This window comes from Streptomyces sp. NPDC006512, assembly GCF_040611935.1.
In the GTDB taxonomy this organism is placed as follows: Bacteria; Actinomycetota; Actinomycetes; order Streptomycetales; family Streptomycetaceae; genus Streptomyces.
In genome coordinates, this window is the sequence record NZ_JBEXPG010000007.1 from 14,255 (window position 1) to 26,947 (window position 12,693).

Here is a 12,693-nt window from a genome sequence, read left to right on the forward strand (position 1 = left end):
GACGCCGAGTTGCCCGGTACCGGTGTGCCAGACTGGCCGCAGTAGCGTCTCCCGCAGGCAAGGAACCATGAGCCACCCCTCCCTCCCCACCACCGAGGCCGCCGTCACCGCCGTCCGCGAGATCGCGGCCGAGTACGGTCTGGCGATGACGGTCACCGAGGACATCGGCGCGGACCTGACGTCGCGCCGTTCGTCGGCCGGTCTGTTCACGGTGGCCGACCCCGACGGCTCGTTGCCGCACGAGGCGTACGTGGAGCTGGCCGGCGTCCCGTCGGTGAGCATCCGGTTCTTCCCCGAGGACGACGCGCACATCACCGTCGACGGCATCGAGTTCCTCGACGTGCCCCGCGACTCCGTCCCGGCGTTCCTGCGCTCGGTGTACGGCGGGCTGGCGTGGGTGAAGGGCCGGTTCTTCCCTCCGGGCCAGTGGCTCGTCGTCCCGCTGCCCGGCGACGAGACGTACCGGGAACCGGCGGGCATCGGCCTCACCCCCTGGCTCGCCCGCATCGTCCGCCCCTGACACGGCCCGGTGGCGTGCCGGACGGGTGGTGCGGCGGGGGCCGCGCCGCCGGCTGCGGTTCCGGGCGGGGGCGGTGGCGTACGGTCCCCGGGGTGAGCACGATCAGGCGGGTCCTGGGCGGCGCCCTGTTCCACGTACCGCATCCGGCGCCGGAACGGGGAGCGGAGGCGGACGGCGGCGCGTCACCGGGCGGACACCTCGGCGCGGTGACCGCGGTCTCGGGTGCGGCCCTGTTCCTGCTCGGCGTGAACACCACCGGCATCAACACGGCGCTGCGTGCCATCGCCGCCGACCTCGGCGTGGGTACCACGGCCCTCAGCTGGGCCGTCGGTGCCTACATGTTGGCCGTCGCCGCCGTGGTCGTTCCGGGCGGGCGGCTCGGTGACGTGCTGGGCCAGCGGGTCACCGTCGTGGCGGGCTGTCTGGTCTTCGCCGCCGGGGCCGCTGTCGTCGCCGCGAGCGGCACCGAGGCGGTGCTGATCGCCGGCCGGGTCGTCCAGGGCGTCGGTGCGGCCGCGCTGATGCCGTCGACGATGGCGGTGCTGCGCCTGAGCTGGCCCCGGGAGCGGCAGGGCGTGGCGTTGGGGTTGTGGGGTGCGGTCGCCGGGCTGGCCTTCGCGGTCGGTCCGCTCATCGGCGGCGCGTTCACCGACGGTCCGTCGTGGCGGTGGCTGTGGTGGACCAGCGCGGGCTGGGCGCTGCTGGTGGCCCTCGTGGCCGTGTTCGCGTTGCGGTCGCTGCCGCACGGTTCCGGCGAACGCGGTGTGGACGTGACCGGGGTGCTGCTGCTGTCGGTGGGGCTGACCTCGCTGCTCGTGGCGTTGCAGCAGATCCCGTCGTGGGGTGCGGGGTCGCCCGCCACGGTGGTCTGCTTCGTGGTGGCGGCGGTCGCGCTGGTGGCGCTCGTACGGGTCGAGGCCCGGCGGGCCGCGCCCTTGCTGCACCTGGACCTGCTGCGGAAGCCGCCGCTGGTGGCCGCCTGCATCGGGACGGCCGTGAACACCCTTTTCCTGATCGGTTTCCTGTACTTCTTCAACCTGTACGCCCTGTCCCCCGACACCCTGGGCTACTCGGCGGTGACGGCGAGCCTGGCCCTGCTGCCGTACGGGGCGTGCGTGTTCGCGGTGTCGATGGGTGTCGGCCCGCTGTGCGACCGCGTCGGCTACCGGTGGCCCGTGGCGGCGGGGACGGCCCTGTGCGGTGCGGGCGCGCTGTGGCTGGCGGGGGTGGGTGCGGACAGCGGCTACGGTGCGGTGCTGCCGGGTTCGCTGGTGCTGGGCGCCGGGGTGGGGATCACCCTGTCGGCGCCGTCCGCGGCGGGGCTCGGGGCGCTGGACGGCGCCCGTTCCGGGGAAGCCTCGGGCATCATCAACGTCGTCCGGTACGTGACGGCCGCCCTGGTCGTCTCCGCGGGCACGCTCGTCTTCCTCGCGCGGGGCGCCGCCCGGCTGGTCGAGGTGCTGGCGGAGGCGGACGTGGCGGGGCCGGGCACGACGGTCTCTGACCGGCTGCTGTCGGGCGCGGTGCTCCCCGCCGAGCGGGCGGGCGGGGTGGCGGTGCGCGAGGCGTTCCACCGGGCCACGGCCGCGGGCCTGGCGCACGGATTCGCGTCCGTCATGTTCTGGCTCGGGGTCATGGCCCTGGCCGCGATCCCGCTGTGGCTGCTGCTGATGCCGGCGCCCCGGCCCGGGGGACCGAGCGGGCCCGGCCGTACGGAGTGACCCCCACCGCCCGGCCCCTCCCCCGGCAGGACCCGCAGGCCGGGGGAAGGGGCCGGGCGGGTGAGGTGGACGGCGGCCGACTTCGATTACGGCCGGCCGGAACGTGGAAGCGATCTCGGCATGACCGAAAGTTCGAGTCCCTACATCTCCTCGGCGCGGATCACCGTACTCGGCGTCCAGCCCGGGGATCCGCCGTTCCGCATCGTGGAGGTCGACGGCGAGTTCGTCAGTACCGCGAGGTCGATGACGGACGTCCTCCTGACCGCCGCGGCCGTCGGCATCACGATCCACGACCTGGACGATCCCGGCGAGGTCCGGTGGGTCGGCGGCGGAAAGTTCCACTGGCGGACGCACTGACGAGGGGCGGCCGGGACGGGTCGGGTACGGACCGCCTCCGAGGCGCGGGTGGCTGACCACGCCCCTCGGAGACCGGAGCCGCCGGTCCCGTCCGGACCGCCGGCGTGACGGCGGTCAGCGGCCCCAGCGCAGCGCGGCGGTCTGCACCGGGGCGTCCCACAGGCGCAGCAGTTCGTCGTCGGCCCGGCACAGCGTCACGGAGCAGCCGGCCATGTCCAGCGACGTGACGTAGTTCCCGACGAGGGTCCGGGCCACCGGCACGCCCCGGGCCGCCAGGATCCGCGCCACCTCGGCGTGGAACCCGTACAGCTCCAGCAGCGGCGTCGCGCCCATCCCGTTGACCAGGGCCAGGACCGGCCCGTCGGCCGGAGCCACCTGCGCCAGGTCCTCCAGTACGGCGCCCACGGCGAAGTCCGCGATCTCCCGGGCCGGCATCATCGCGCGGCGCTCGCGGCCCGGCTCGCCGTGGATCCCGACTCCGAGTTCCAGTTCGCCGTCCGGCAGGTCGAAGGTCGGGCTGCCCTTCGCGGGGGTCGCGCAGGCGCTCAGTGCCACGCCGAAGCTGCGCGAGGCCCCGTTGACGCGCCGGGCGAGCTCCGCGACCCGGTCCAGGGGTGCGCCCGCCTCGGCGGCGGCGCCGGCGATCTTCTCCACGAAGAGCGTGGCCCCGGTGCCCCGCCGTCCGGCCGTGTACAGGCTGTCGGTCACGGCGACGTCGTCGTTGACGAGCACCCGCTCGACGCGGATGCCGTCCTCGTCGGCGAGCTCGGCCGCCATGTCGAAGTTCAGCACGTCCCCGGTGTAGTTCTTGACGACGAAGAGCACTCCCTCACCGGAGTCCACCGCCTTGGCCGCCCGGACCATCTGGTCGGGAACCGGCGAGGTGAACACCTCCCCGGGACAGGCCGCGGAGAGCATCCCGTACCCCACGAACCCGGCGTGCAGCGGTTCGTGCCCGGAGCCACCGCCGGAGACCAGGCCGACCCTGCCGCCCTCCCGGGCGTCCCGGCGTACGACGACCCGCCGCTCCACGTCCACGTCGAGGTCCGGGTGCGCGGCGGCCATGCCCCGCAGGGCGTCGGCGACCACGGTCTCGGCACTGTTGATCAGCATGTTCATCGGATACCTCCCGAGCGGAGCGGTCCCGCCGACGTGTGCTGGGCGTTACGTACAGTGTGCCGCGCAGCCGCGGGCGGGTGCCACGGGGGCGCGGGAGGCGAGCAACCGTGACAGGATTTCACCGTAGGCATATGGCTGCATTCTCCGGGTATGCCCCGTTTGAACTGCTTGGCGGAGCACCCGACGTAGTTGACGGCCGGTCCCCCTGGCCGGCGGGAAGCGGGCAACCAATGACTGAGCGTCTCAAAAGATCGGGGCTGGTCGGCGAACTCTCGGCCGAATTCGCCGGCACCATGATCCTCATCCTCTTCGGGTGTGGCGTGGTCGCCCAGGTCGTCGCCGGCGGGGCCCTGACGGACCCGGCGGGCGGCCTCGGAAACCACGACAGCATCGCCTGGGCCTGGGGCCTCGGCGTCACCCTGGGCGTCTACGTCGCGGCGAGGCTGAGCGGTGCTCACCTCAATCCCGCGGTGACCGTGGCGCTGGCGGCGTTCAAGGGCTTCCCGTGGAGCAAGGTGGCCCCCTACGCGCTCGCCCAGACGGCCGGCGCCTTCGTGGCGGCCATGATCGTCCGCTGGAACTACACGGAGGCACTGGCGAAGGCCGACCCCGGGCACACCATCAAGACGCAGGGCGTCTTCTCCACCCTGCCGGCCAACGGCAACACGAACCTGCCGGTCACCGAGTGGGGCGCGCTGCGCGACCAGATCATCGGCACCGCGATCCTGCTCCTGCTGATCCTGGCGGTCACGGACCTGCTGGGCACGCCGCCCGGAGCCAACCTCGCCCCGTTCATCGTCGGCCTGATCGTCGTCGCGATCGGCATGGCGTGGGGCACCAACGCGGGTTACGCGATCAACCCGGCACGCGACTTCGGTCCCCGGCTGGCCAGCTTCCTCACCGGGTACGGCGGAGCATGGCGCGACCAGTACGGGCAGTTCTACTTCTGGGTGCCGATCATCGGCCCGTTCATCGGCGGTCTGCTGGGAGCGGGTCTGTACAAGTTCTTCATCGGCCGGTTCCTGCCGACCGCCGAGCCCGAGCCCCCCGGGCGGGTGCCGGCACCGGACGAGAGCTGACCGGTTCCGGGGAGCGGGCCCGAAACGGCCGGCTCCCCGGAGCGGCCCCAGGAAAGGCGGCACCCCATGGCTGACTTCGTCGGCGCAGTGGACCAGGGAACCACCAGCACCCGGTTCATGATCTTCGATCACGCGGGCAACGAGGTGGCGAAGCACCAGCTGGAGCACTCGCAGATCCTCCCTAAATCGGGATGGGTGGAACACGACCCCGTCGAGATCTGGGAACGCACCAACTCGGTGATGCAGAACGCCCTCCGGCACGGCAACCTTTCGGCCTCCGACCTGGCGGCCATCGGCATCACCAACCAACGGGAGACGACCGTCGTGTGGGACCCCCGCACCGGCCGCCCCTACTACAACGCCATCGTCTGGCAGGACACCCGTACCGACTCCATCGCCGCGGCCCTGGAGCGTTCGGGCCAGGGCGACGTCATCCGCCGGAAGGCCGGGCTGCCGCCCGCCACCTACTTCTCCGGCGGCAAGATCCAATGGATCCTGGAGAACGTCGACGGCGTCCGGGAGGCCGCCGAGCAGGGCCACGCCCTCTTCGGCAACACCGACTGCTGGGTGCTGTGGAACCTGACCGGCGGTCCCGACGGCGGCATCCACGCCACCGACGTGACCAACGCCAGCCGCACGATGCTGATGGACCTGGAGACCCTCGACTGGGACGACGAGCTGCTGGGCTTCTTCGGCGTTCCCCGGTCGATGCTGCCCACCATCAACCCGTCCTCCCACGCGGAGGCTTACGGGCGGACCCGCACCTCACGGCCACTGCGCGAGGCCGTCCCCATCACCGGCGTGCTCGGCGACCAGCAGGCCGCCACCGTCGGACAGGTCTGCTACGCGCCGGGCGAGGCCAAGAACACCTACGGCACCGGCAACTTCCTGGTGCTCAACACCGGCACCGAGCTGGTCCGCTCCCGGCACGGCCTGCTGACCACGGTGGCCTACCAGTTCGGCGACAGCCCGGCCATCTACGCGCTGGAGGGATCCATCGCCGTCACCGGCTCCGCCATCCAGTGGCTGCGCGACCAGCTGAAGATCATCGGCGACGCCGCGGAGAGCGAGCGCCTCGCCCGTACCGTCGAGGACAGCGGCGGCATCTACTTCGTCCCCGCCTTCTCCGGCCTCTTCGCCCCGTACTGGCGCTCCGACGCCCGCGGCGCGATCGTCGGCCTCGCCCGGTACAACGACAACGGCCACCTGGCGCGGGCCGCGCTGGAAGCCATCTGCTACCAGAGCCGCGACGTGGTCGAAGCCATGGAACAGGACTCCGGCGTGCACCTCGACGTGCTGAAGGTCGACGGCGGCGTGACGGCCAACGACCTGTGCATGCAGATCCAGGCCGACGTCCTCGGCGTACCGGTCAGCCGGCCGGTCGTGGCGGAGACGACCGCGCTCGGCGCGGCGTACGCCGCCGGTCTGGCCACCGGATTCTGGCGGGACACCGACGAACTGCGCACCCACTGGCAGGAGTCCAAGCGCTGGGAGCCCCAGTGGTCCGAGGAACAGCGCGCCGAGGGGTACGCCGGCTGGAAGAAGGCGGTGGAGCGCACCCTCGACTGGGCCACGGTCGAATAGCGCCCGTCGTCCCGCCCTCACCCCTCACCGTGAGGAGGAGACCATGGTGAACCCGGTGGCCCTGTCGCCCGGAGCGCGCGCGGAGGCCCTCGTCCGCCTCGGCGAGGACGAGCTCGACGTCCTCGTCGTCGGCGGCGGGGTCGTCGGCGCCGGGGCGGCCCTGGACGCCGCGACCCGGGGGCTGAGCGTCGGCCTCGTCGAGGCCCGCGACTGGGCCTCGGGCACGTCCAGCCGTTCCAGCAAGCTCATCCACGGCGGGCTCCGCTACCTGGAGATGCTGGACTTCCGGCTCGTCGCCGAAGCCCTCGGGGAACGCGGGCTCATGCTCCGGTACCTGGCCCCGCACCTGGTGCGTCCCGTGCCGTTCCTCTACCCGCTGCGGCACCGGATCTGGGAACGCCCGTACGTGGGCGCCGGCGTGCTGCTCTACGACGCGATGGCCGCGGCCTCCGGCACCACCGGGGGCCTGCCCCACCACCGCCACCTGTCACAGCGCCGGGCCCTGCGCGAGGCGCCCGCACTGCGCTCCGACGCCCTGGTCGGCGCCGTCCAGTACTGGGACGCGCAGGTCGACGACGCCCGGCACACCCTGTTCCTCGTGCGCACGGCCGCCGCATACGGGGCCACCGTCGCCAACCGCACCCGCGTCGACCGCTTCCTGCGGCAGGGCGAGCGCGTGGTGGGGGCCGTCGTGACGGACCTGGAGACCGGAGAGGAGACCTCGGTACGGGCCCGACAGGTCATCAACGCCACCGGGGTGTGGACCGACGACACGCAGGCCATGGCGGGCACCCGCGGCCAGTTCCACGTCCGCGCCTCCAAGGGCGTGCACCTGCTGGTGCCGCGCGACCGGATCAACTCGCGCACCGGGCTCATCCTGCGCACCGAGAAGAGCGTGCTGTTCGTCATCCCGTGGGGACGGCACTGGATCATCGGGACCACCGACACGGACTGGACCCTCGACAAGGCGCATCCGGCCCTCAGCTCCAAGGACGTCACGTACCTGCTGGAGCACGTCAACAGCGTCCTGGCCACGCCCCTGGTGCCCGAGGACGTCGAGGGCGTGTACGCCGGGCTGCGTCCCCTGCTGTCCGGCGAGGCCGCGGACACCAGCAAACTCTCCCGGGAGCACCTGGTCGCCCACCCCGTACCCGGGCTCGTCGTCGTGGCGGGCGGCAAGTACACGACGTACCGCGTGATGGCCGAGGACGCCGTCGACGAGGCGGCCCGGGGCCTCGACGGGAAGGTACCCGGCTGCGCCACGCGGCGCGTTCCGCTGCTCGGCGCGGACGGCTATCCGGCCCTGTGGAACTCCCGGCACACCCTCGCCGGGCGCTCCGGGCTGCACGTCGCCCGCATCGAACACCTGCTGAACCGCTACGGATCCCTGGTCCCGGAACTGCTCGACATGGTGGTGGCCGACCCCTCGCTCGGCGCGCCGCTGCCGAGCTCGGACGACTACCTCCGCGTCGAAGCCGTGTACGCGGTGACCCACGAGGGGGCCCGCCACCTGGAGGACGTCCTCGCGCGGCGCACCCGGATCTCCATCGAGTCCTGGGACCGCGGCGTGGACGCGGCGCGGACCGTGGCGGAACTCGTGGCACCGCACCTCGGGTGGGACCGGGCGCACCGGGACCGCGAGATCGACCACTACGTGAAACGGGTGGCCGCCGAGCGCGAGGCCCAGAGGCAGCCGGACGACCGGACCGCCGACGCGGTACGGCTCGGCGCCCCCGACATCGTGCCGGTGCGGTGAGGGCCGGTTCCTGGCGTACGGCGAGTGGGGCGTTCCCCGCCGGGTAGGCGCCGGGCGTACCCGATACGTACGTCCCACGCCAGGAGGAACGATGACGGAACGCGAGCACGAGCACGGGCACCCCCGGACCACACCGTCGGAGGCCGTCGGCGAGAGCGGTGACCGGGAAGCGCGCCAGGAGGCGGAGGAGGCCGTCGTACGCCGCTCCGACGCCGGGGACACCGAGGACGCGGGCGGTCATGCCGCGAAGCGGCAGCGGACCGGTACCGGACGCGAGGAGCAGACCCGGCCGCACCAGGGGCGCGGCACGGGCGCGTCACGGGAGAGCGGCGAAGGCTGAGCCACCCACCACACCGGGAAAGGAGACCCGTCATGCCCGGAAGCAAGGAACGTGCCGACCCCACCCCGGAGCGGCTGCTCGCCATCTACCTCAACGACCACCTCACGGGCTCCAACGCCGGGGTCGAGCTGATCCGGCGGATCGCCCGGCAGCACCGCGGCACCCGCGTCTCGCCGGAACTGGAGCGGCTCGCCCGCGAGATCGCGGAGGACCGCGAGAGCCTGCGCGAGATCATGACCGCGCTCGACGTCCCCCTCATGTACGGCCGGGCGGCCCTCGGCTGGGCGGCGGAGAAGGCGGGCCGGCTCAAGTTCAACGGGACCGTCGTCAAGCGCTCGCCGCTCAGCGACGTCATCGAGCTGGAGGCGATGCGGATGGGAGTGGAGGGGAAGGCCGACTGCTGGCGCTCCCTCCAGGGGGTCGCCACCTCCGACGCACGCGTCGACCGCGCCAGCGTCGACCGGCTGCTGGAACGGGCCGAGCGGCAGGCCGGCACGCTGCAGAGCATGCGCACGGCCGCCGCGGACAGCCGGTTCGCGCCGGCCGGGCCCCGCGCGGCCGCCCCCGGAACGGCGCGCCGTCACCTGCGAGGCAGACCGGCGTGAGGGCACGGCACTCCGGGCCAGGGTGCTGTCCCCCCGAACTGGTTCGGGGGGACAGCACCCTGGCCTGATCCGTTGCGCGGTCCGTGTGGGTCACGCCCTGGGCGTCACGCGCGGCCGGTCCCGGTCGTGGCGGACAGGGGCGTGGCGATGTCCTCCAGGGAGCGGCCCTCGGCCGCGACCGCGTAGAAGACGGCTACCACCCCGGCCGCGACCATGAGCCCGGCACCGATGGAGAAGGCGAGGACCGCGTCGGAGACCACGCCGCTGGAGGTGAGGCCGGCGAAGATCAGCGGGCCGGAGATGCCGCCGGCCGCCGTGCCGACGGCGTAGAAGAAGGCGATCGACATCGCGCGGGTCTCCATCGGGAAGATCTCGCTGACGGTCAGGTACGCCGAACTCGCCCCGGCGGAAGCGAAGAAGAGGACCACGCACCAGCAGGCCGTCATGGTCACGGCGGTGAGCCGGCCGGCGCCGAAGAGCCAGGCCGTCGCGAACAGCAGGAGACCGGACAGGATGTAGGTGCCGGAGATCATCGGCCGTCGGCCGAGGGTGTCGAACAGGCGGCCCAGCAGCAGCGGGCCGAGGAGGTTCCCGAAGGCGATCACGGCGAAGTAGTAGCCGGTGACCGCGCTGGAGACGTCGAAGAACGTGACCAGGATCGACCCGAAGCCGAAGGTGATCGCGTTGTAGAGGAACGCCTGTCCGACGAAGAGGGACAGACCGAGCACGGCCCGGCGGGGGTAGGTGCGGAACACGGTCCTCGCGATCTCGCCGAAGCCGATGCTGCGGCGCACGGTGACGGTGATGGACCGGCCCGGCTCGGGCAGCTTCTTCCCCGTCTGTGCCTCCACCTGCCGTTCGACGTCCGCGACGAGTTCCTCGGCCTCCTCCGCCCGGCCGTGCATGAACATCCAGCGCGGGCTCTCGGGCACGTGGCGCCGTACGAGCAGGATGACCAGGCCGAGGACGACGCCGAGGGCGAACGTCAGCCGCCAGCCCACCGACGGCGCGAAGATGTCGGTGTTCAGGGCGACGACCGACAGCAGGGCTCCGGCGACCGCGCCGAGCCAGAAGCTGCCGTTGATGATCAGGTCGACGCGGCCGCGGTACTTGCTGGGGATCAGCTCGTCGATCGCGGAATTGATGGCCGCGTACTCACCGCCGATGCCGAAGCCGGTCAGGAAGCGGAAGAGGAAGAACCACCAGGAGGAGAAGGACAGCGCGGTCAGGGCGGTCGCGCCGAGGTAGACGGCGAGCGTGATCAGGAAGAGCTTCTTGCGCCCGAAGAGGTCGGTGAGGCGCCCGAAGAACAGCGCGCCGGCGCACGCGCCCGCCACGTAGAGGGCGGCGGCGAGGCCCGTGACCTGCGCGTCGGTGACCGACAGGCCGCTGTCGTCCTCGGAGAGGCGGCTGGCGATGCTTCCGACGACGGTGACTTCCAGGCCGTCCAGGATCCATACGGTGCCCAGCCCGATCACGATCATCCAGTGCCACCGTGACCACGGCAGCCTGTCCAGCCGTGCGGGCACCTTGGTGGTGACGGTGCCGGTTCCCGTGTTCAACGACTCTGTGGCCTCGGACATGCCGACCGTCTGCCCCGGCCACCCGGGGCCAAACGGGAGGCCGTTGCGGTCCCCGCCCCCGTACGGGTGAACTCCCCCGCCGGGGTTGAGGGCCGCCGCACGCGCCCCGATAGTGGAGAGCGGACAGGGCTCTCGGAGCCACCGTCATCGGGGAGGGACGAACAGCGATGAAACGCCTTCTGTCACTGGTCAGTTGCACGGCCCTGGGCCTCGGTCTGGCGGTCGCGGGCGCCACCCCGGCGGCCGCCGATCCGTACGACTGCCGGACCTGGTACCAGTCCAGCAGCACCGCCGCGGGGACCTGCACCAACGGAACCGGCGAATTCCGCGTCTACACCCGCTGCGACCGGCCCCTCGCACGGGACTACACGGTGTACGACCCGACGTGGCGGCGCGTGGGAACCACGAGCACGGCCATCTGCCACAGCGGCGGCAAACCGTACGGCGCGGGCATCCAGGTCCACTAGCTCACGTCCGGCTCAGATCCGGCTCACGTCTTCTTCAGGCGCCGGTTGATCTCCTCGCTGAGGCGGCGGTTGAGTTCCGCGAGCTGTTCGGGGGTGTAGGCGGAGAGGTCGCCGGTACCCGGAGGAGCGGCCGGTGTCTCCGTCTTGCGTTTGTCCTCCTCGCGGCGTTTGAGTTCCTGTTCCTCGGGTGAACCGGGCGCCGCGTAGGCGCACCGGATTAGTGCGCCGTCGGCCGCCTTCAGGCAGGTCACCTCCCGGCCCCCGATCTGGCCCCGGCCCTCCACCCGGTAGCGGATGTTCTGTTCGCTGCCGATGGTGGCCGTCCAGCTGCTGCCGCCGGTCGGCGCGACCTCGAACACCCTGTCGTCGTTGTAGCAGCAGACGTCCCGGTACTCGGCCTTGATCAGGGCGACGATCGCCTTCGGGGACGCCCAGGTCGGGTCGAGGCGGTGGACGGTCAGGGGGGCCAGCGAACTCCCCTGGTGGCGGGTGGGGACCGTGGAGACGGCTACGACCGAGCTGGCCTCGCCCTGGGGCGTGAGGGGGGTGACGTAGGCGCTGCCGGTGCCGTCGCGGTAACGGAGGGTGAAATCGGATTCGTTCCCTTCGTTGGCGCCGTCCTCCGAGGCGTCCCAGCCGCTGCGCTCGAACCACCAGTCGCTGAAGCTGCCGACGGCGGCCGTGGCCTCGCGCTGGCGGGCCGCGAGGCTGAGCGGGTACGACGCGCCCGGAACGGCGGCCGTGTCGGTGGTGATCGTGAGCCGGCCCGTGCGGCCGTCGTAGAGGGCGGTGCCCGCGGGCCGCTCGGTGACCACGAGGATCCCGGTCTGGCGCTTGAGGGGGACCACCACGACGGGCGTGCCGTCCGCCCGGCAGGTCACGTAGACGTCGTCGGCATCGAAGCGGACCCAGCGCTGCCGGTCGGAGATCTTCCGGCCGAGGTTGTGGCCGAACCAGCCCCCGATCCGGGCGTCGGCGGTGTCCACCTCGAACTCGCAGCGCTGCTGGGAACGCCCGCCGCTGCCGAGCGGCACCTCCTGCACGAGTCCGACCTCGTACCCCGCGAGCCAGCCGCGCCGCTCGACGAGGGTGGCGAACCGGTCGGAGTCCGGAAGGTAGGTGATGTCCGCGATCTCACCGGTCACGTCGCCCAGGTGGGGGGCGGCCTGCGCCCGGCCGACGACGTAGGGCGAGCGGGCGGCCAGGTCCGGCACCGGCTCGGTCACCGTCGTCGTGCGTTCCATGTACGCGCGGTCCTGGAGGTAGGCGCCGTAGACCAGCCAGCAGACTCCCAGGACCAGGCCCGCGACGACGCTCACCCCGCCGAGGACGTGCACGGCCGTGCCGCCGGCGGAGGCACGCCCCCGCAGGACGAGCGGACGGATCACCCAGGGGAGCCCGAGGAGCACCGGCAGCCAGATCCACGAGAAGAGCTTGCGCAGCTCCCACACCAGGATGGTCGTGTAGTACGAGCCGTACCACAGCGCGAAGAGCAGCAGCGCCCCCGGTATCACGATGCGTATCAGCCTGCGGCCCATCCGTGTCCTCCCCCGCCCCGGAAG

The 12,693-nt window shown here is 72.4% G+C and carries 12 protein-coding genes; 9 read left to right on the forward strand and 3 right to left on the reverse strand.

All coding sequences use genetic code 11. The features are described 5' to 3' along the window. The first annotated feature begins 67 nt into the window (after positions 1-67). From ABZZ17_RS07095 to ABZZ17_RS07105, 3 genes are all read left to right on the forward strand, one after another. On the forward strand, positions 68-520 hold the full coding sequence (locus tag ABZZ17_RS07095; protein WP_356872888.1) for a hypothetical protein: 453 nt from the start codon (positions 68-70) through the stop codon (positions 518-520). A 92-nt stretch (positions 521-612) separates the two neighbouring features. After that, a complete protein-coding gene (locus ABZZ17_RS07100) occupies positions 613-2,241 on the forward strand; it encodes an MFS transporter (RefSeq protein ID WP_356872890.1) in 1,629 nt (542 codons plus the stop codon). A gap of 120 nt (positions 2,242-2,361) precedes the next feature. Then, on the forward strand, positions 2,362-2,598 hold the full coding sequence (locus ABZZ17_RS07105; RefSeq protein ID WP_356872892.1) for a hypothetical protein: 237 nt from the start codon (positions 2,362-2,364) through the stop codon (positions 2,596-2,598). A 114-nt stretch (positions 2,599-2,712) separates the two neighbouring features. On the opposite strand, the gene dhaK is transcribed toward ABZZ17_RS07105, so the two are convergent. Then, positions 2,713-3,717: a dihydroxyacetone kinase subunit DhaK gene (gene dhaK, locus ABZZ17_RS07110; RefSeq protein ID WP_356872894.1), complete on the reverse strand. Its 1,005-nt coding sequence runs from the start codon at positions 3,715-3,717 to the stop codon at positions 2,713-2,715. 230 nt (positions 3,718-3,947) lie between these two features. Here dhaK and ABZZ17_RS07115 point away from each other — a divergent pair, with 230 nt between their 5' ends. The 5 genes from ABZZ17_RS07115 (at position 3,948) to ABZZ17_RS07135 (ending at position 9,081) form a co-directional block, all read left to right on the forward strand. Next, complete coding sequence (locus tag ABZZ17_RS07115) at positions 3,948-4,796, forward strand: MIP/aquaporin family protein (protein WP_356872896.1); 849 nt, start codon at positions 3,948-3,950, stop codon at positions 4,794-4,796. Positions 4,797-4,862: 66 nt separating this feature from the next. Then, positions 4,863-6,380 (forward strand): glycerol kinase GlpK, encoded by a 1,518-nt coding sequence (gene glpK / locus ABZZ17_RS07120; RefSeq protein ID WP_356872898.1) that lies wholly within the window; start codon positions 4,863-4,865, stop codon positions 6,378-6,380. A 43-nt stretch (positions 6,381-6,423) separates the two neighbouring features. After that, complete coding sequence (locus ABZZ17_RS07125) at positions 6,424-8,136, forward strand: glycerol-3-phosphate dehydrogenase/oxidase (RefSeq protein ID WP_356872900.1); 1,713 nt, start codon at positions 6,424-6,426, stop codon at positions 8,134-8,136. A 91-nt stretch (positions 8,137-8,227) separates the two neighbouring features. Further along, positions 8,228-8,476, forward strand: a complete 249-nt coding sequence (locus ABZZ17_RS07130) for a hypothetical protein (RefSeq protein ID WP_356872902.1) — start codon at positions 8,228-8,230, stop codon at positions 8,474-8,476. Between the two features lie 32 nt (positions 8,477-8,508). Continuing rightward, entirely contained in the window at positions 8,509-9,081 is a 573-nt protein-coding gene (locus tag ABZZ17_RS07135) for a hypothetical protein (protein WP_356872904.1), read from the forward strand. Between the two features lie 104 nt (positions 9,082-9,185). On the opposite strand, the gene ABZZ17_RS07140 is transcribed toward ABZZ17_RS07135, so the two are convergent. Next, a complete protein-coding gene (locus tag ABZZ17_RS07140) occupies positions 9,186-10,664 on the reverse strand; it encodes an MFS transporter (RefSeq protein ID WP_356872906.1) in 1,479 nt (492 codons plus the stop codon). A 167-nt stretch (positions 10,665-10,831) separates the two neighbouring features. Between ABZZ17_RS07140 and ABZZ17_RS07145 the strand changes: the two genes are divergently transcribed. Then, entirely contained in the window at positions 10,832-11,131 is a 300-nt protein-coding gene (locus ABZZ17_RS07145) for a hypothetical protein (protein ID WP_356872909.1), read from the forward strand. A gap of 23 nt (positions 11,132-11,154) precedes the next feature. Here the strand turns inward: ABZZ17_RS07145 and ABZZ17_RS07150 are convergent, their stop codons facing one another. Continuing rightward, the gene (locus ABZZ17_RS07150; protein ID WP_356872911.1) at positions 11,155-12,669 is read right to left on the reverse strand and encodes a hypothetical protein; all 1,515 of its coding nucleotides are present in this window, start codon (positions 12,667-12,669) and stop codon (positions 11,155-11,157) included. Positions 12,670-12,693 lie beyond the last annotated feature (24 nt).

Excerpts from the sequence above, each read along its gene's own strand:
- ABZZ17_RS07115 (WP_356872896.1), top strand. The coding sequence starts at position 3,948 with ATGACTGAGCGTCTCAAAAGATCGGGGCTGGTCGGCGAACTCTCGGCC.
- ABZZ17_RS07105 (WP_356872892.1), top strand. The coding sequence starts at position 2,362 with ATGACCGAAAGTTCGAGTCCCTACATCTCCTCGGCGCGGATCACCGTA.
- ABZZ17_RS07135 (WP_356872904.1), top strand. The coding sequence starts at position 8,509 with ATGCCCGGAAGCAAGGAACGTGCCGACCCCACCCCGGAGCGGCTGCTC.
- ABZZ17_RS07145 (WP_356872909.1), top strand. The coding sequence starts at position 10,832 with ATGAAACGCCTTCTGTCACTGGTCAGTTGCACGGCCCTGGGCCTCGGT.
- ABZZ17_RS07125 (WP_356872900.1), top strand. The coding sequence starts at position 6,424 with ATGGTGAACCCGGTGGCCCTGTCGCCCGGAGCGCGCGCGGAGGCCCTC.
- glpK (WP_356872898.1), top strand. The coding sequence starts at position 4,863 with ATGGCTGACTTCGTCGGCGCAGTGGACCAGGGAACCACCAGCACCCGG.
- ABZZ17_RS07130 (WP_356872902.1), top strand. The coding sequence starts at position 8,228 with ATGACGGAACGCGAGCACGAGCACGGGCACCCCCGGACCACACCGTCG.
- ABZZ17_RS07150 (WP_356872911.1), bottom strand. The coding sequence starts at position 12,669 with ATGGGCCGCAGGCTGATACGCATCGTGATACCGGGGGCGCTGCTGCTC.
- ABZZ17_RS07140 (WP_356872906.1), bottom strand. The coding sequence starts at position 10,664 with ATGTCCGAGGCCACAGAGTCGTTGAACACGGGAACCGGCACCGTCACC.
- dhaK (WP_356872894.1), bottom strand. The coding sequence starts at position 3,717 with ATGAACATGCTGATCAACAGTGCCGAGACCGTGGTCGCCGACGCCCTG.
- ABZZ17_RS07095 (WP_356872888.1), top strand. The coding sequence starts at position 68 with ATGAGCCACCCCTCCCTCCCCACCACCGAGGCCGCCGTCACCGCCGTC.